The organism is Francisella adeliensis (assembly GCF_003290445.1).
GTDB lineage: Bacteria > Pseudomonadota > Gammaproteobacteria > Francisellales > Francisellaceae > Francisella > Francisella adeliensis.
In genome coordinates, this window is the sequence record NZ_CP021781.1 from 451,456 (window position 1) to 469,249 (window position 17,794).

A 17,794-nucleotide genomic window follows, 5' to 3' on the forward strand; every position below is an offset into this window, starting at 1 on the left:
AGTTATGAATATATCATCGCAACAAATTGAAATATTCATTAAACAATTTTATGTAAAAGTAAATGAAGATACTTTGCTTAGCCCTATATTTAATGATGTTGCTAAAGTTGATTGGTTAGAACATATTCCTAAATTAATCAAATTCTGGAACTCTGCTTTATTAAAGAAACTGGTAAAATCACTAATGTAGAGATTCGTTCCATATGGGATATAGTTATAGTTCTCTGATTTTCTCATAAACGCTTAATTTTCAAATATAATATATTTCGATAGCCTAGCAGCCATTAAAATTACAAGTATTTTAGTTAATTAAATTCATAAAAAACTACAAATTTTTTTACTACCTCTTTGTATGGGATAACTATATTTTGATTCTAATATAAATAAATAGTTTTGTGCTAATATGCACTACTTGTGATGTTATTGTTTTTTTTTTGAAAGCGTTGTTATTAAAAGTTTTGGGAAAATCTTCGTGGTAGCTATGAATGGACTTGAACCATCGACCCCAGCATTATGAATGCTTTATAATATGTATATCACCATATATATAATATTTGGATTCTTGCGAAAAACTCTTTAAAATAAAGGTTTTGTGAAAATTTTGTATATTTGGTATGAGAAATTATTTATAATTTGTGTTACCCAGTTTGTTACCCAGTTTGTTACCCAGTTTGTTACCCAGTTTGTTACCTATGGATAAATAGAGTGCCAAATATAAAATTTACTAAAAGTGAGCTTAATAAGATTAAATCATCAAGTGCCATAGTTGATTATACTGATCCTGAGTATAAAGGGTTAGTCTTAAGAGTTACCCCCTCTGGTGGTAAGACATGGAGATTGAATTATAGAAATAAAAACAAAGTTCAAAAGAGATATACTATAGCCAATTATAATTCGCTAACCCTTACGCAAGCTAAATTAGAAGCTCAGCGATTAAATGGGTTGATATCGCAAGGTGAGGATATTCAGTCAAATGAAAATCATTCTGATAAAGATCCTTTACTTAAAGATTATTTAAATGACTTTTATCTCAACTGGTATAAAGATAACAGAAAATCATATAAGACTAATAATGATATTTTAGTTAAACAATTGGTATCTCTTCATAATACAAAGTTGAGTGATATTTCTCCTAATTTAGTAAACAACACACTTTATAAATACCAAAAAGAAAAAGGTATATCAGATAGTCGTGTAAATAGAATTATGGCCTGTTTGAAAGGTGCTATGAGTAAAGCTTATGAATTTGGGTATGTTGATAATAATAGCCTTAGTAAGTTGAAGCTAAAAACAGTGTCTTCGTCAAAAATAAGATATTTGGATGATGAGGAGACATAAAATATTTTGTACTAAAGAAGTCATTGTTTGTGCTGGAGCTATTGGAACTCCTTTAATTTTACAAAGATCTGGAATTGGTCCAGATGATTTATTATCAAAAAACCAAATTAAAACTATTCTAAGTAATAAAGATGTTGGATCTAATTTGCAAGATCATTATCAAGCAAGGTTGGTATATAAAACATCTAAAAATAATTCAATGAATGGTATATATAACAGTAATTATAGAAAAGTAATGTCTGGCCTAAAATATTTTCTTACTAAAAAAGGAGATTTGACTATTGGAGCTGGTGTTGCAGGCATGTTTTTTTCTAGTGAAAATAATAAAGAATATCCAGATCTTCAATTACACCTTATCCCTTTTAGTGCGGAATCTCCTGGGAAGCTACATAAAACTCCTGGAATGACATGTTCAATAACACAGCTTAGACCAGATTCAAGAGGAAAGGTCTCAATAAGAAGTCGAGATCCTTATATGAAACCACAAATAGTTTTTAATTATTTGAACTCAGAAAGAGATTTAACATCGATTATGTATGGTTTAAGGTTTTTAGCAGACAAATTTTTCCTAAAAAACTCTACTAGTACGGTTGATGAATTAATGATTCCTAATAGAGATGTTATTAATGATAATGACAAATTAGCTGAATATATAAAGAAGTTTGGGACTACTATTTTCCATCCTACTAGCACTTGTATGATGACTAGCTTCGATTCAGATTATGGGGTAGTAGACCCCGACCTTAAAGTAAAAAGGTTAGAAAACATAAGAGTAGCAGATGCTTCAGTAATTCCAAATATTATATCAGGAAATACAAATGCAGCTTGTATGATGATTGGTGAAACTGCAGCTGACTTAATACTTAGCGATTTGAAAGCATGATACTAATAAAATAAAACAGATATAAGGGGTATCAAGTGAAACAAAGAAGAATAGAACTAAAGAACCATAATAGTAAATTTTTTTTCTTATGCCTAACAAACCTAACTTTTTCTATAACCGTTAAAGGATATATGATTTTTTTTGCCTGGTATATGATAAGCACCTTTGCTGATACTAAGCTTATAGGCTTTGTAATGTTTATATCTTGGATTATTAATTTAATGGTGGTTTATTTTTTTTCAAAGATATCTAGTATTTTTATTGTGAGAAAGGTATTACTTTTAAACTTTTTTGTTAGTTTTATATTATTATTATTTTGCTCGGTATTATCATTGTTTAATGTTATTTATATGTCATTATTGATAATTTATCTAAATGCCGTGTACGTTTGTTTTACTCCTGTAACAAATAGTATTATATCAAGCATTTGTACTCGTGATTTTAAAAAACAAGCTTTTAGAATTGCTGGGAGTATTTCATCTATTAATGTGGTTCTTGGTCCAGCAATTTCAGGTTTTTTAATCTTGATAATCAGTAATCAAAACTTACTATTTATTGGATCTTTGTTAGTTATAACAGCCTTATCACTTTTATATAAAATCAAATTAAATAAACCAATAAAAAATAAAGAACACTATCGTAAAACTAAGAATGGTTTCAGGGTTTTGTTTTTAATTAAAAACGAATTTTATTTAGCAATAATTACAGCTATATATAATTTTGTTATCTCTCCTTTCATAGCGGTACTTTTACCTTTTTTTATTTTACATAGTTTAAAAGAATCTGTTTTTTATGTAGGAATAACAGAGACATTTTTTGGATGTGGTATGGTTTTAGGAGGGATATATGTTTCAAAGCTTTTGGGTACTTTTTTTAATTCTTTTTACATAATAATATTTTCTAGTATTATTACGTGTTTCTCAATGACTCTTATTAGTTTCTCAGAAAATATATATTGTATGGTTTTTAATTCTTATATTAGGAATTAGCGTATGCGTATTTAATGTAAATATTACATATCTAAAGAGTGTTGCAACACCAGAATTTGCTCGTAATAAAATTGAATCAATCTATATATTTATATGTAAACTTCTTATCCCAATAGGATTTTTATTTTTCACACAAATTAGTAACATATATAGTATGTCAGAGGTCTTAACAATTTCTGGTATAATTCTCTTTTTTTGCTCGCTTTGTATTCCCTTTATTCCTAACTTAAAACATTTGTGTACATTGAATCACAAAAGGTTAGAAGGGTGTTACGAAAAGCTTTATCCAGAAGCCTTTGAAAACTGATCTGAAATAAAATCGTGCATACTAATATTATTGTATCTTAGTTCTTTTATCAAAATTGATTGTTTACTGAGTCCTGGTAATGAGTTGGTTTCTAAATAAAACAATTTTTTTCCATCAAATATGAAGTCAGAGCGACTATATCCTGTACAATTTAAAGCTTTATGAATTTTTAAACTAAAATCTTGAATAAGCTGTTTAACTTCAATATCAATATCAGGGTTAACTATTTCTTTAGTATCTTGAGAAATATATTTTTCTTCATATCCAAAATGGTTATTACAAACTATTTCAACAGGAATAAGAGGCGTTAGGCTACAATTATTTTCTATAACTCCACAACTAAACTCTCTCCCATCAATTTGTTCTTCACATATGATATTAGGATCATCGAGTATGTGGTTTGGGATATCAGATATGGAGCTATAAAAATTTATTCCAGAACTAGAGCCACCTTTTATAGGCTTAGTAATTATAGCTTTTTCTTTAAGGGTAAAATCAGAGTTAGAAGATATAACTTTGGGTGTTGGTATGCCATTATCGTTAGCAACCTTCTTCGATAGTTTTTTATTAAAGCAAATAGTACAAGATTTAGAAGAAGAGCCTGTGAATTTAAAATTGTGTTTCTCTAATATTGATTGAATTTCACCATCCTCACCAAATTTACCATGAAGTGCTAAGAAAAATATAGAGTTTTTCTTTACATTAAGAGCTATATTATAAACATCACCTATGTGTTTATAGTTATCTTTAATAGTAAAATCAGAAATGAAGTCGCAATCATGTTGAATTAAATCTGCTTTTTCAACTATATATAATTGGTAATTTTTATCTAGGAAGAGATATGTATCAAAATCAAAACTTAGAGCTAAATTTTTTGCAGATGCTATAGATACTAATCTTTCATTATCTACTCCACCAAATAATAGTATAGTTTCTAGCATAAAACTTTTTCTCTTTAAAAAAATATAATAGATTTTATCATAACTACCAACAAATGAAATGAGTAAAAAGTATATGTTTTTGCTTATGAAAATGAGCTAAGGAATGTTTAATATTAATTAATAACAAATAAGGTTCTTAGAAAAAAGGGTATTTATGTCAGAAGATTATAATTTTTCAAACAAGCTAGTTGTGTTTATTTTATCAACATTTAACATGTTTTCATTTAATGAGTATAAATATGAATATGAATATGGTTCTTTAAGAGAGTATATTACTAAAAATAATATACCAAATGAGTTGGTAAATGAATTTTTAGAATGCTTATTTTCTATTTCGTTAAATGAAGCTTATTTAACATATCAAGATGTGCAATCAAGTAATTCATATTTAACTCCTTACCAGCACGCTAAATTGATAAAGTTTTTCTATGATGATTTTAAAGAAGAAATTGAAAAAGCAAAATTATTTATAATATGGTATGTAAATAATTCTGATAGATTCAAAATATCTAAATTATGTAACTATAAATCGATAGTATTTGAACCAACAGCGTTTGAACAAAGCTTTTTAGCAAATGCTACTGTAGGCTTAAAGAGAGATAATGTTACTACAGTAGCTAAACTTTATAAGACATTTTTACAAACTCAAAATTGTAAGTATTATGAAACATTCTGGCTAAAATCTACTGAACCAAATCTTTCTAGAATGTTCGAGGATTATAAAGAAGTATTTGACACATCATACTTTAAATCACATATAAGAGGTAATAAATACGTAATAAAACTACCAGATGTAGATAAATTTATTTGTAATAACCTTACAGTAAATGATATTTTTGGAGTTTTGTTTAATTTATGGCAAGTATATTGCTCAATAAAAAAGACTTTTATGCCTGGATTAAAAATAATGACTTAAAAAAAATGTATTTGAAAATTGTAGGACCTACGAAAGAGTCGTGTATATCTTTTAAGCTATTAGAAATGTGTGGGTCAATGACTTCAGCTTTGAATTTCCTTAAGGATTTTTATGAGTCCCCTTTTACTTCAAAGTTTGAGTATTTGATAAATGAAGTAAAGTATATTGATAATCCTATGGGTAATACTGATTCAATATCAAAAATATCAGAAAGATCAGAGGGGGCAGATGCTTTTATAAAAGAACATTATAAAAGTGTATATTTCAATGATTCTGAGATATCTATGACAAAGAGTTTTTATGCTAGAAAAACTAAAAATTCTAAGTTATATAAAAACTATCTGAATAAATATAGCAAAGATATAAAAAGCCCATTTCCTGAATTTTTTTATGATAGAGATGATTTATATTATGAAAAAAATAAAGAAGACTTTTTAATATATGATCCTCAGGTAATAGAAAAGAAATTAATTAAATTTTGGATTAATGAACATGGTTTATACATGTTATATGTTTTTATTTTATCAAAAGTTTTTGGCTTATCTTTACCAGAGAATCAAGTCTTTCATGACAAATTCAAGTCGTCTAAGAAAAAGAAATCCTTTGAGAGAGATATTGATATGAGATTCAATTTTGATTATCTTTCTCAACTTTCACATATATGCAGTTTAATAAAAAGTGATTCTTAGTTTAATGGAGGGGTAAACATGTATACAAAAGAAGAGATAGATGATTTTAGCTTTTTTAAAGATTCTTTATTTAATGAAATATATATAAAACTAAAAGAGTCAAATTATGTAATAAACCCGTATGAGAAAGCAAAATATATCAGACGATTATTAACTAAAAATATTTCTTTAGATGCTTATGATATTCCTGACGCACTACAAGTATCAAAAACAATCGATGACTTATATGAAGAGCTTCCAAAATGGGTAAAAATATCAACAAAGAGTTCATTGCATAAAAGGATAGAGAAATTATCAAGAGAAATATATAAAGATAGGTTATTAGATGTTTTTTTAGATTCTTATGTAAAGTATGCAGACAGGTTTACTAATTATAAAATTGATCATCTTCATATTAGTTATGGTCATACGTATGTTATTCAAAAATTTGAAGATAAAAAGCTAAACAAGCAGTACAAAAAAGCAAGTTTTAAGAGTTTTATGAGACATATTGAAAATATAGGTACTAAGATTGGTCAAACATTAAGTTTTGATCCTAGTAAATATAAAGACGTTTCAAGATTAAACTGTGATGACTTTTTTGAGATATTATTTCATCGTTTATCTGTAATTTGTTGGATGAGAGAGATTCAATCAAATAAAGAAGCTTTTAAAAGTAAAGATGTTTTATTGCTAAATAAATATGCTGATATTGGTGCTTTTTTTTATGACATGCTAAATGATCCTATTTCTGCTAGGTATTTAAGGCTGCATGAAATACCGTATTGGTACCAAAACCCAATAGGTTTAGATAAATCTAAAAATATAGAGAGACTTGATGAGCAGCCACAAGCATTTTGCTATAAATTTGCAACAGATTTTATGAATAGTTTCTTTGTTAATAAAGTGAAATCAAGTGAAGCAAAAAAAAATAAATATCCAGAGCTTTATGAAACAGATGGCTATAAACCGTCGATATTATATCAAGGAGGAGGCTTTCTAGAAGGGAATTTTATTTTTTTACTAGATATTTTGTTGTTATCAGAATATTTTGGTTTTGAGGTTTCAAGTAAAAGTATAGCAGAATATTTAGGATATTATGATTATACAAATAAAATTACGAAACTTATTAAAGATGTTGAAAAAAGGTTCTGTTCGGAATATTTAATGAAACTTGGTTCTTTATATAAATATGAGGAATTTAATAAAAAAAGTCATGATGTTATGGCTAAACATCAGGGTAAACATTGATATATATAGCTATGTCTATAAAATAATTTTATATGTTTTTATTTTAGCCCGATCTTATAATCAAACTATGGATAATTGACACCTATTATTTCTGAGATATTTAAGGTAACTAATTAATGAGGGAATCTTTATATTTCATCTTATCTAAGGAGGAATGCTAATAAGCATGACTAGCTTGGCTACGGGGCAAACCTATAAATGCAAATGCTTTGGCAAAAATGTTAGCAGAATTTGAGATCTCTTCAACAACATTTTGGCGAGATTATAACTGTAAAAAAGTTATGAGTATTAGATGATTTATTACTTTTGTCAAAGCAAGTAAATAATCAAGCTAGTAGCACTAGCAAATATAAACCCCTTTAGGCTACTTTATAATCCATATCGTCCACCCCTTAACACACTGTATGTGTCGCAGGGCGTTGGAGCAAGCCGATATAGATTAACAGTTCGCCGCTTCCCCAATTTCATTTGGGGAATGCTCAGCCCACCGTCTACGCTACGCTTGACCAACGAGTTTTACACGATGGACTAAAGCCGAGCAAAGCACCCTGTCGCAGGCTAAGGGCACAGTAACAAGTTTGCTAGTCTAAGTCCCTCCCGTTTCACTGGTAAAACCCGTTGGTCAACCCTATCGGGCCGACGGTGGGCAATGCGTAATGCTTCGCATGATTAATACTTAGAAACGCTATTGTAAAAGATTTATATAGCCTCAGGGCTATCTAAATTAACTAGCGTTTCAGATTAGTAATTAAAAAATGAAGCAATATACATGTAAAAATACAATATACAATATACAATTACTACCGACAGTATTAATTTTCCTTCCAGGAATCTCAGCTATAGCCATTTTAATATCAGCAAGGAGTTTAAGTCTACAAGGATTATTTGCAATTTTTCAGAGAATATTAGGAGGCTTTGGTTTTCATTTAGGTTATGTTTAGTTTTGGTGAGCGATGATACTTTTCCCATTTTTGAGCGTAGCATATTACATTGGCTTTACAATGTTAAATGGTGAACAACAAACTTTTGAGTTCAAACTTTAAGATTAAGCATCAAAGAGTTATTTATATTTATGTTCTCATGCTTTTAAATAGATAGGGAAGATCATTTGAATATTAACTCTTATATAAGCAGAGCCTTATTAATCAAGTACAAACCTGAAAGGTGATAACAAAAATATCATGGAAGTTCTATGATTGAGACTGGAAGGAGAAAAGATCTTATAGAGCAAAATAATAAGAGTATTAAACTAACTTTAGATTTATTAGCTGATGAAGTCTATATCAATAAGCAAATCCTAAAAGAAGTAACAGGTGTAAATTCATCTTAAGGTATGGTTTAAACTAATCATCTTGATAGAAGTAGAGGAGATAAGTGAGCCTAAATATGGCCAGCTTTTGGATAAGATTATCTGTCAGTAGATATACTTACAAGCCATAGAGCAAAACTATAGATATATCAGAGGTAGATGGTTAACTGATGAAATTTGGAGATTGTTTGAGTTTTCTATAATTTTACTTGCAAAATTTAACATTTTAAAAAATACTAGAATAGTTAAGGTAATTGTATGTATAAAATGTGTTGGTTAATTTAGTGTTAAAATCTATTTAGACCTTCTAAATCAAGGAGCTTATTTATGAACTGTGTTATATTGGATGATTATCAAAATGTTTCTTTAAAATCGGCTAATTGGAATGAATTGAAAAATATATCTGTGAGCAATTTAAATCAACATTTAGTAGGAAATGAACTTGTAAAGGCTTTATCAGATGCTGAAATAATTGTAGTCATGCGTGAGAGAACACCAATCACTCGTGAACTAATGCAAAAATTACCAAAATTGAAATTAATAATAACTTCTGGAATGAGAAATGCTTCTATTGATAAAGAAGCTGCAAAAGAAAGAAATATAATAGTATGTGGTACAAAAAGTCTAAAACGACCTCCTATGGAGTTAACTTGGGCTTTAATTTTAAATTTATCAAGATATATAACAGCTGAGTCTAATGCTGTTAAAAACTATGGTCCTTGGCAGTCAACACTTGGTACTAGTTTACAAGGTAAAACATTAGGTTTATTAGGATTAGGGCACATTGGTAAACTAATGGTGCCAGTAGCCAAAGCATTTGAAATGAATGTTATTGCTTGGAGTCCTAATCTTACTCAAGAACGTTGTGATGAAGTAGGAGTTACTCTTATAGAATCCAAAGAAGATTTATTTATAAATTCTGACATAATATCAATACATATGGTATTAAGTCATCTAACTAGAAACCTAGTTACATATAAAGAGATGTCTCTAATGAAACCATCGGCATTTTTAGTTAATACTTCCCGTGCTGAAATAGTTAATCAAGAAGATTTGATAAGAATTCTTAAAGAGGAAAAAATTAGAGGTGCTGGTATAGATGTGTTTGAAGAAGAGCCATTACCACAAAATCATCCTTTACGTCAGCTAGATAATGTTATAGCAACACCGCATTTAGGTTATGTGGCGGATACAAATTATAAATTGTATTTTACTCAGGCTGTTGAAAATATTAATGCTTTTATTTCTAATAATTTTATTCGAACTTTAGATTAATAAAAATCAAAATTAAGGAAATGACATGAGAAAAATGAAACTAGGGGCTTTTCTGCCAGTGCCAGGTCATCATATTGCTGCTTGGAGACACCCTTTAGCTAAAGCTGATGGTGGTCACGATATAGATTATTAGTTATTTTATATAGATGTTCTGTAAAGTACTTTAATATAATTGAATATTAAATCAACTGTCTTTTAGAGTAAATGGGCATAGTTCTTAGAATAAACTGGAAAACTATTTAGTAATGTAAATCGTTTTAGAGAAGAAGGTATATCTGGCTTATATGTGAGATCAACAAAATCAAAACCATCAAAATCACGTTCAGATATAGAAAAATAGATATCAAAATTTATGTAAGTTTTATGTGTTAGTCTTAGTAGTTGGAAGAGGAATAGGTAAGCAACTACATTAGATAGTATGTAATGAATTCTCTGTAAGCTGTTCACTAAAAACGATTTATAATACTTTTTAAGTTAGATCAGTTATCGTTCAAAACATCTAACAGAAGTTATTAGTCTTTATAAAAAAAATGGTGAACTAGGAATGGATGAAAGTTAAGTGCTGTTCATCACCAAAATGATCTTGTATCAGCTTAAAGAATATTGAGAAGTTGTATAGGATTTAAATATATACTATTTCTTATTTCATCAATGTTATCTAAACATACTAATATTACAGTCATTTGTAAGATTTACTTAGATGAAAAAATTAGAGATTTGTTACCTATTTGTTACCTAGAAGCTTTTTCGAGGTTTTGCTTATATGGTTTGTCAGTGTTCTGAGAGTATTGAAAATAAAGGAAAAAACTTGTGGTAGCTATGAATGGACTTGAACCATCGACCCCAGCATTATGAATGCTGTGCTCTAACCAGCTGAGCTACATAGCCACAAAGATGTAGAATATTATATTTAAAATATGGATATTGTCAATGATAATTGAGCACTGTTATGAAAAAATATCTCAAAGGGGTTTATTACTTGCCAAAAGGGATTAGTTTGTAGTACGATATAGCTAATTAATTTAACTAAAGCAAAAGCTTAAAACAAAAGTATAAAAATATGTCTGACGGTAGAAATAAATTAAACGACTTCTCTTTATTACAATCTTTATTGGGTGGTTCTTCTAAAATAGAAGAAAAAACTTCAAGAATGAAGCAGGCTAGAGATAAAAATATCTCAAGAAATAAAACTAGTAAAAATGTGAATAAAACAAATACTAGAGCTACAGATGATGAAACTTTTATTCGTATTCCTCAGTATGGCCATAGAATAAACAACAAGGTTATTAACGAGCTAGAAAATCCAACTAGTGTAGATAATGACGAGTTAGTGATCAAGGTTGATGTTGCAAAAGAGAGAGAGAAAGAAGAGGCAAGACTTTTTAAATGGTTATGTACTCGCTTTTCAAAATGTTTTGATCCTATCAATAAGAAGCCGTTAAAAGTTGGAATAAGTGAAGAAATTGAAATAATTTATCAAAATGAGCATTTTTCACCTTTAGATAAGATGGTTTTAAGAAATGTACTGCGTCGCTATGTTGGAGATACTCGTTATCATAAGGCTGTATTTGAATTAAAACAAAGGTTTAATCTACATGGTCAACCAGTTGAAGATTATGCTCCAGAGCATATTGAATACTCTAAGAGAAGGCTTGATGAAATCGCTGAAAAGGCTGAGTTTAGAGCTAAAGGTCTTAGTATGAAAGATTACTATGAACACAAAAAACAAAAGAATGAAGAAGAAGTCAAATCAGAAGATTAGTAATAATTTCTTTAAAAATTAATTTTTAACTATTGAAATAATAGTACTTAGGGGGTATATTTACTTATAACACAAGGATTTAAGTGTTTTAGGTGATATGAAAATGGGAAAAAAAATAGTTAAATTGAAAAAAATAGGCATTATATTTACATTAATTTCTTTGATAGTATTATTAATCGGTTGTATTAGTGAAGATGTTAAAAATAAGTATAAAGGTCTGACTTTGACAGATCATCAGTTTATAAGTTCTAAAGCTACGGCATATAAGACCTTAGGTTTTGACTATGATGCAGTCCCTTCAGGAATAAATAATATAGATAAAGCATCACCAACAGAATTTTTAGTTAAATTATATGTAGGTGATAACAAAGACTGTAAAGTGATTTATACGGCATCAGAAGATGGTAAAGAAGGTCAGGAGACTAACACTTCAAGTTTCAAAGCATATTTATCACCTAAAGATACACTTGTGAAAGTATTCTGTGTTGGTAAAGAGTCTAATATAGATTATAAAATAACAGCAATTGCTAAAGGTGTTACTTATTCTCGAATTGGCAATTTATCATATATGGCAGAAGCATCAGAATTCTAATTTCTTTAAAATCTTATACTCATCTTAGAATGCATTGATATCTTTCATGCTTTCTTTAATTATTTAGCATTTTTCAGCATTATATATTGATTTTAGAGAGGAATATAAACTCTTTTGTGGAAGAGTGAATGTGACTGGTATGAATTATTTTCTCCAAAACTCAGGCATAAATAAAACTAGTATAGTAAATATTTCAAGTCTTCCGGCGATCATTGTTAAGTCACATATCCATAATGCTTTATCAGGTAAAGAGCTAAAGCTTGTGCCAATCTCACCTAGTCCTGGACCTACATTTGAAAGAGTAGTAGCGGCTGTTGAGAAAGCTGTTGTAACATCAAGCCCACAACCAAGTAAGGCAAGCCAAGCAGCACCAAAAATTATTATGTATACAGAGATATAGCCAGAAACTCTATTTAAAGCTTGCTCAGATATATGAATATCACCAAGTTTCGCAGTAAAAACACCTTGAGGATGAATTACTCTTTTTGCTTCTAATACAGCTTTCTCTTTAAATAATATTGCTCGTATCATTTTTAGGCCACCGGCAGTTGAGCCTCCACAACCACCTACAATTGCTAAAAACATTAGCATGATGGGTAAGAAGCTAGGCCATAGATAGAAGTTATTGTCAGAAACAAATCCGGCACTTGAGCTAAGAGCTACTACTTGGAAGATACTATCTGTTATTGTCTTAGGAATATTTGCAAGATCATTAGAGAATGAAATCATTGTTATAGCAACGATTACAGATGAGAAAAAAAGCAGATAGCAATACGCTTTAAACTCAACATTTTTAAAGTAATGTTTGATGCTTAGTCGTGATAGAGCTATATAGTGAGCTTTAAAGCTTGTAGCACCAAGAAATAAAAATATCCCACAAACTATAAGCACGCCAGTAGATTTGTCAGTCATGCTAGCATCTGTTGGAGCAAAGCCTCCGGTAGATACGGTTGAGAATGTATAGCAAATTGCATCAAATGGATTCATGCCTACGAGTAAGTACGATAAGAAACATAAAAATGTAAAGAGTAAATATACTAACCAAAGTGCTTTAGCTGTACTTGATATTTTAGGAGCTATCTTTTCATCTTTCCATTGACCAGAGATCTCAGCTTTATATAGCTGCATTCCACCAACACCAAGAAGAGGTAGTATCGCGACTGATAGTACAATAATACCCATACCACCAAAAAATTCAGTCTGCTGACGGTAAAATAATATGCTGTGAGGCAAATACTCAAGACCAGATATAACAGTACCACCAGTAGTTGTAAACCCAGAAGCTGATTCAAATACAGCATGAGTGAATGTAAGGTTTAGTCCAGGAAAGGTTAGGTAGGGAATCGCACCATATAATGTCACAAAGCCCCATACTAACGCAACTATAAGGAAGCCATCCCTATTTGAAAGTTTTTTTGTTGATTTTCGAGCTATAAACCACATCATAAACCCAGAAAGAAAAGTGATTACGAAACTTACTAAAAAAGGGTACGATGTATTTTCTTCATAAATATGATCGATAATTACAGGACTTAGCATAGTAATGCTCAAAAACATTAAGAAAATTCCAATAATTTTTGGCTTTTGGCTTAATCCCATAATTGTGCTTAAAGCTTTAACAGTTAAAAGGTGACTTTGTCATTTAGTTTAGTATAATTACCTTCAAGCTACAAGATAAAATACTAATAAGAGGTTTCGCTATGATGAAAATAATTTTAAGGCTAGCACATCTTTTTGATAATAAAAAAGATAGAGAGTATGTGAGTGAAGCAGGTAAATTCTTAAAAGAGTTTGATAAAACAAATCCTCAAAAATCAGAAGCACAAAAAAAAGAAATTTTAAAGCATCGGAATCTTTATAAAAGAGAAGCGAAGAAAGAGACTAGCTTTCTTGATGGATAGTTTCTGTAGGTAGTTTTATTTGTGTCACAGCAATAAAGCCTATAAATAGAATTATGCTAGCTATAATATATAGATAAGAACCAAACCCAGCATCTATTAGCCATCCTCCGGAGATAAGTATTAGAAGTTGAGGTAGTGAGAAAAACATATTTAACCACCCCATATATTCACCAAGTTTACCATCAGGTGCAAGTCTTGCAATGATTGTATAACTAGAAACTTGTGTCAAGATAAACCCAAGTGCTACAAAAACTGTAACTGTATACCAACAATAACAATCTTCTTTCAAGAAGGATGCTCCAAAAAGAGATATTGCAAATATTAGCATTCCACCACCGAAAAGCTTCTTTATAGTGATATTGAGTCTTTTTAAAGCTATTGCTGCGCAAAAGCCAATAATTACTGAGCTAACACCAAATGCTACTACTAATGAACCGGTAAAGTTTATGTTAAATGATAAGTATTCATTCATGTAGCCACCCATCATCGGCATAAAAGCACCAAAACCTGTCATTGCACAAAATGTTGCAAGAAAAAGCATATTATTATTTTTGTTTTTAAATACATTAAGACTTAACTTTGACTCATTCTTAGTCTGATTTTCAGGTCTTTCTTTTACGATGGTTGGCAATATAGCTACTGTAGGGATAATGAGTATAAGACATATAACTATACAGCTTATAAGAGCACCGCCAGCATCCCACATAAATGCTGCAATAAGACCAATTAATATTGTGCCAATTTGAGCAGTAGTACGAGCTAAGAGTATTGCAAAAGGAACTTGATCAAAATCTACAACTTCAACTACAAGAGTATAGTAAGGTCCTTGAAAAAAGTTAATACTTGCATAGGTACAAAAAGCGATGATAAATAAAGTTGCATAATTTGGAGCAAAAGCCCAAAGCATTTGAAAAATACAAGTTAGTATAAGTCCAAATAACAACCAAGTAGTCCTTTTACCAAACATAAAGTTAATTGGTGTTTTATCAGAAATTATGCCGGCAATAGTTTGCATGAATATCCCAGTGAAAGCAGCCATAGATAAAAGTAAGCCCACAAGTAGAGCTGAGCTTGTATGTTGATATGCAATCCAAGAGCCAATAGTTCCTGTTAAAGACCAAAACATACCAATACCAATATCTGGTATAGCTATTAGGAAAGGGTTCCAACGGCGTGTATTGTATTTAATCATTTTTAACCTCATTAATTTCTACTAAAATGGCACTTTGTGGGTGCAGTAAAGGAATGTCTAAGCCAATATTAGCCAAAATATTACCGGTTAACCTTATATCACTATTACATAAGCTAGGAAGAGCTTTCATCACATAGCCAACATTATCAATCTCATCTTTTAGAGTTAGTTTAGCTGATTGAGAACTAATCTTTGTATTTATAAGTTTAAAATTTGGTGACCAATGAGTGCTAGAGATTATTTCAATAGCATTTATATGAAAGTCACCTTGAGCAAGATTAGGGATTAGTGATCCGTGACTAGGCTCATCTATTGTGCCTTGAGGTATAGCAGAGCTTTGTGCTAAAAGTTGGTTGATTTCATCCTGATTAAGTTGAAGTTTTTCTCCCCAATAAATACATTGAGGAGGATTTTTAGGGTTACATTTGATTATGAAAGAAGAGTTCTTACCATGCAAGTTTATTATGGTACTCATAGTATTACCCATAGTATTTTGAATATTTACATTGGAAATTATCATATTTTAATATTTGTGTATCAAGGGCTTTGATAGTTTCTCCAAGATACTCAACATCAAAACGATTATGGTTTAATAAGATAGCAATTTTATCATTATCGTTTCCTTTAACTACAATCTCTAAGCTATCAGGGGATTTGAAATACTGTATAGATTTTTCATCCGCTAATTCTATTGCAATATCATGCCAAAAAATATCATCATCAATACCTGTACCAATATAGTAAATCTCGCCACTGCCAACTTTTGATTTTACTGCACCACTATAATCTTTAAACTCATCTGTATAGTTACATAGTGATTGCGTATTCTCTTTAGGTATTAACATATCACGCCAGACAGTAGCTTGTAGTTCTTGTCCTTTATAATTTACGGTACAGCTAGTATCTGTTGGTAATGGTTCGAAGTAATTTACGCTAACATTTGCTAATTTATGAATAGGATTTTCAACACCAAAGCGAATTTCATTATGATACTCTTTTAAGCCTGCTCTAAAGCTTGCAATAACTGTACCACCATTTTTAATGAACTCTTCAAGCCTAGCGATGTTTTTATCTGTTATAAGCATTGCTACCGGAAGAAGTATTACAGAATAATCACCAAAATCATGACGAATATCTAACACATCAACACTAATATTATTATCATAAAATGGTTTGTAAAGGCGAGTATGTTCATTTTGAATATCAAAAGCTGTTGATTGCTGTTGAATGCGCCAACTATAGATATTATCCATAGAGTATAAAAGAGCAACCTTAGATTTTGTTGGGGATTTTATAGCTTCTTTGTGTTGTTTTGCGAGCTTAATAATCTCTAACATTTCATTGTAACGGTGATTATACTTGTTGTCATGGTCTAACACACCATAGCAAAACTGCTCAGCACCTTTTGTTGCTGTACGCCATCTAAAGTAGATTAAATTGTCGCAACCACGAGCCATTGCTTGGAATGACCATAGCTTGGCGTGTCCTGGTCGAGGAACGAACCCCATGATGTTATGTGCTTGAGCGCCAATTAATTGTTCGGTTATCCAGTAGTTTTTATTTAAAAAACCTCTAGTTTGATCTAGCTTTAAAGCAGTTTTGTATGATTCTACTGGTATGTGTTGCCCACCCCAAACAGGGTAGTTGTTTAGTGCTACAACATCAAGTTTTTCTGATAAGTCTGTATGGTCTTGAGCTTTTGAAAAGTAGTCACCTGTATAATTATGTAAAACTTCTTTGGCAGGGTCTATGTCTTTTATTATCTTAACTTGTCGAGCAAGAAAGTTAGTTGTAGTATCTGCTCTAAAGCGATTGAAGTATAAAATCATTCCAGGGTTAGTTGCTGGAATTGTTGAACGAGGAATATTTATTTCATCAAAATCATTATAAGTTTGTGACCAAAAAACACTACCAATAGCATCATTAAAAGAGTGTATATCATTGTTGAACTTTTCTTTTAAGTATTTTTTAAACTCAATTTCACATTGATCACAATAACACATATCACTTGTTTCATGACCAAGCTCATTATCTATATGCCACAATAAGACAGCAGGGTGATCTTTATAAGCTTCGACCATCTTTTGTGTTATGCGATTAGCATATTTATTATAAGTTGGTGAGTTTAGACAGGCTTGCCTTCTTCCTCCGAAATGTTTTTGGATCAGATTTTCATCAATTTCAAATATCTTGGGATCTTTTTTATAAAGCCAAGCAGGAACTGTAGCAGTAGGGGTACCAAGCATAACTTTTAAACCTAGCTTGTGAGCTTTGTCTAAAACCATAGTAAAAAAGCTAAAATCAAACTCACCATCTTTTGGCTCCATAAGATGCCAAGCAAATTCAGCAACACGGATACAGTTTAGCTCTGAATTGGCTATACGATTTAAATCTTCATCAATAAGGGAGTAGTCCCATTGTTCTGGGTAATAGTCGACGCCGAAGTACATAGGTTATGTATGAAAAAATT

At 30.4% G+C, this 17,794-nt stretch carries 17 protein-coding genes and 1 tRNA gene; 12 read left to right on the plus strand and 6 right to left on the minus strand.

All coding sequences use genetic code 11. The features are described 5' to 3' along the window. The first annotated feature begins 4 nt into the window (after positions 1-4). The 4 genes from CDH04_RS02260 to CDH04_RS02275 all read left to right on the plus strand — a co-directional run bounded on the left by CDH04_RS02260 (position 5) and on the right by CDH04_RS02275 (position 3,210). The gene (locus CDH04_RS02260; protein WP_200164534.1) at positions 5-190 is read left to right on the plus strand and encodes a globin family protein; all 186 of its coding nucleotides are present in this window, start codon (positions 5-7) and stop codon (positions 188-190) included. Positions 191-705: 515 nt separating this feature from the next. After that, positions 706-1,338 carry an Arm DNA-binding domain-containing protein gene (locus CDH04_RS02265; RefSeq protein WP_162699181.1) on the plus strand — a complete coding sequence of 211 codons (633 nt, stop codon included), beginning with the start codon at positions 706-708 and terminating at the stop codon, positions 1,336-1,338. Beyond that, a complete protein-coding gene (locus tag CDH04_RS02270) occupies positions 1,322-2,221 on the plus strand; it encodes a GMC family oxidoreductase (RefSeq protein ID WP_112869482.1) in 900 nt (299 codons plus the stop codon). Before CDH04_RS02265 ends, CDH04_RS02270 begins: the two co-directional genes overlap by 17 nt. Positions 2,222-2,256: 35 nt before the next feature. Beyond that, positions 2,257-3,210 (plus strand): MFS transporter, encoded by a 954-nt coding sequence (locus tag CDH04_RS02275; protein ID WP_162699182.1) that lies wholly within the window; start codon positions 2,257-2,259, stop codon positions 3,208-3,210. A gap of 282 nt (positions 3,211-3,492) precedes the next feature. On the opposite strand, the gene CDH04_RS02280 is transcribed toward CDH04_RS02275, so the two are convergent. Continuing rightward, positions 3,493-4,458, minus strand: coding sequence for a D-alanine--D-alanine ligase family protein (locus CDH04_RS02280; protein WP_112869484.1), 966 nt, complete (start codon positions 4,456-4,458; stop codon positions 3,493-3,495). Between the two features lie 154 nt (positions 4,459-4,612). Here CDH04_RS02280 and CDH04_RS02285 point away from each other — a divergent pair, with 154 nt between their 5' ends. The 5 genes from CDH04_RS02285 to CDH04_RS02310 all read left to right on the plus strand — a co-directional run bounded on the left by CDH04_RS02285 (position 4,613) and on the right by CDH04_RS02310 (position 9,877). Next, positions 4,613-5,374: a hypothetical protein gene (locus CDH04_RS02285; RefSeq protein ID WP_112869485.1), complete on the plus strand. Its 762-nt coding sequence runs from the start codon at positions 4,613-4,615 to the stop codon at positions 5,372-5,374. A 5-nt stretch (positions 5,375-5,379) separates the two neighbouring features. Beyond that, positions 5,380-6,063, plus strand: a complete 684-nt coding sequence (locus tag CDH04_RS02290) for a hypothetical protein (RefSeq protein ID WP_162699183.1) — start codon at positions 5,380-5,382, stop codon at positions 6,061-6,063. A gap of 18 nt (positions 6,064-6,081) precedes the next feature. Beyond that, positions 6,082-7,293, plus strand: coding sequence for a hypothetical protein (locus tag CDH04_RS02295; RefSeq protein WP_112869487.1), 1,212 nt, complete (start codon positions 6,082-6,084; stop codon positions 7,291-7,293). A gap of 1,192 nt (positions 7,294-8,485) precedes the next feature. Next, on the plus strand, positions 8,486-8,623 hold the full coding sequence (locus tag CDH04_RS09875) for a hypothetical protein (RefSeq protein WP_200164535.1): 138 nt from the start codon (positions 8,486-8,488) through the stop codon (positions 8,621-8,623). A gap of 306 nt (positions 8,624-8,929) precedes the next feature. After that, entirely contained in the window at positions 8,930-9,877 is a 948-nt protein-coding gene (locus CDH04_RS02310; protein ID WP_112869489.1) for a D-2-hydroxyacid dehydrogenase family protein, read from the plus strand. Between the two features lie 811 nt (positions 9,878-10,688). Here CDH04_RS02310 and CDH04_RS02315 read toward each other — a convergent pair. Then, positions 10,689-10,765 (minus strand) — tRNA-Met (locus CDH04_RS02315). Positions 10,766-10,937: 172 nt separating this feature from the next. On the opposite strand from CDH04_RS02315, the gene CDH04_RS02320 reads away from it, so the two are divergent. Together CDH04_RS02320 and CDH04_RS02325 are read left to right on the plus strand one after the other, a co-directional pair. Then, on the plus strand, positions 10,938-11,639 hold the full coding sequence (locus CDH04_RS02320; RefSeq protein ID WP_112869490.1) for a ProQ/FINO family protein: 702 nt from the start codon (positions 10,938-10,940) through the stop codon (positions 11,637-11,639). A gap of 103 nt (positions 11,640-11,742) precedes the next feature. Further along, positions 11,743-12,231 (plus strand): FTL_1709 family lipoprotein, encoded by a 489-nt coding sequence (locus tag CDH04_RS02325; protein WP_112869491.1) that lies wholly within the window; start codon positions 11,743-11,745, stop codon positions 12,229-12,231. Between the two features lie 144 nt (positions 12,232-12,375). On the opposite strand, the gene CDH04_RS02330 is transcribed toward CDH04_RS02325, so the two are convergent. Next, on the minus strand, positions 12,376-13,830 hold the full coding sequence (locus tag CDH04_RS02330) for a potassium transporter TrkG (RefSeq protein ID WP_112869492.1): 1,455 nt from the start codon (positions 13,828-13,830) through the stop codon (positions 12,376-12,378). A gap of 101 nt (positions 13,831-13,931) precedes the next feature. Here CDH04_RS02330 and CDH04_RS02335 point away from each other — a divergent pair, with 101 nt between their 5' ends. Further along, positions 13,932-14,132: a CBU_0585 family protein gene (locus tag CDH04_RS02335; RefSeq protein ID WP_112869493.1), complete on the plus strand. Its 201-nt coding sequence runs from the start codon at positions 13,932-13,934 to the stop codon at positions 14,130-14,132. On the opposite strand, the gene CDH04_RS02340 is transcribed toward CDH04_RS02335, so the two are convergent. The 3 genes from CDH04_RS02340 to CDH04_RS02350 are packed head-to-tail and all read right to left on the minus strand — an operon-like array spanning position 14,113 to position 17,774. Beyond that, positions 14,113-15,324 (minus strand): MFS transporter, encoded by a 1,212-nt coding sequence (locus CDH04_RS02340; protein WP_234393396.1) that lies wholly within the window; start codon positions 15,322-15,324, stop codon positions 14,113-14,115. The two genes, CDH04_RS02335 and CDH04_RS02340, sit on opposite strands and share 20 nt — an antisense overlap. Next, positions 15,317-15,799 (minus strand): hypothetical protein, encoded by a 483-nt coding sequence (locus CDH04_RS02345; RefSeq protein ID WP_162699184.1) that lies wholly within the window; start codon positions 15,797-15,799, stop codon positions 15,317-15,319. The genes CDH04_RS02340 and CDH04_RS02345 overlap by 8 nt, the downstream gene beginning before the upstream one ends. A gap of 4 nt (positions 15,800-15,803) precedes the next feature. Continuing rightward, positions 15,804-17,774: a beta-galactosidase gene (locus tag CDH04_RS02350; protein ID WP_112869495.1), complete on the minus strand. Its 1,971-nt coding sequence runs from the start codon at positions 17,772-17,774 to the stop codon at positions 15,804-15,806. Positions 17,775-17,794 lie beyond the last annotated feature (20 nt).

Bases quoted from the DNA above. Each gene is read 5' to 3' on its own strand.
- CDH04_RS02345 (WP_162699184.1), bottom strand. From the start codon at position 15,799: ATGAGTACCATAATAAACTTGCATGGTAAGAACTCTTCTTTCATAATC.
- CDH04_RS02340 (WP_234393396.1), bottom strand. From the start codon at position 15,324: ATGATTAAATACAATACACGCCGTTGGAACCCTTTCCTAATAGCTATA.
- CDH04_RS02330 (WP_112869492.1), bottom strand. From the start codon at position 13,830: ATGGGATTAAGCCAAAAGCCAAAAATTATTGGAATTTTCTTAATGTTT.
- CDH04_RS02325 (WP_112869491.1), top strand. From the start codon at position 11,743: ATGGGAAAAAAAATAGTTAAATTGAAAAAAATAGGCATTATATTTACA.
- CDH04_RS02335 (WP_112869493.1), top strand. From the start codon at position 13,932: ATGATGAAAATAATTTTAAGGCTAGCACATCTTTTTGATAATAAAAAA.
- CDH04_RS09875 (WP_200164535.1), top strand. From the start codon at position 8,486: ATGATTGAGACTGGAAGGAGAAAAGATCTTATAGAGCAAAATAATAAG.
- CDH04_RS02280 (WP_112869484.1), bottom strand. From the start codon at position 4,458: ATGCTAGAAACTATACTATTATTTGGTGGAGTAGATAATGAAAGATTA.
- CDH04_RS02310 (WP_112869489.1), top strand. From the start codon at position 8,930: ATGAACTGTGTTATATTGGATGATTATCAAAATGTTTCTTTAAAATCG.
- CDH04_RS02285 (WP_112869485.1), top strand. From the start codon at position 4,613: ATGTCAGAAGATTATAATTTTTCAAACAAGCTAGTTGTGTTTATTTTA.
- CDH04_RS02350 (WP_112869495.1), bottom strand. From the start codon at position 17,774: ATGTACTTCGGCGTCGACTATTACCCAGAACAATGGGACTACTCCCTT.
- CDH04_RS02295 (WP_112869487.1), top strand. From the start codon at position 6,082: ATGTATACAAAAGAAGAGATAGATGATTTTAGCTTTTTTAAAGATTCT.
- CDH04_RS02320 (WP_112869490.1), top strand. From the start codon at position 10,938: ATGTCTGACGGTAGAAATAAATTAAACGACTTCTCTTTATTACAATCT.
- CDH04_RS02260 (WP_200164534.1), top strand. From the start codon at position 5: ATGAATATATCATCGCAACAAATTGAAATATTCATTAAACAATTTTAT.
- CDH04_RS02270 (WP_112869482.1), top strand. From the start codon at position 1,322: ATGATGAGGAGACATAAAATATTTTGTACTAAAGAAGTCATTGTTTGT.
- CDH04_RS02290 (WP_162699183.1), top strand. From the start codon at position 5,380: ATGTATTTGAAAATTGTAGGACCTACGAAAGAGTCGTGTATATCTTTT.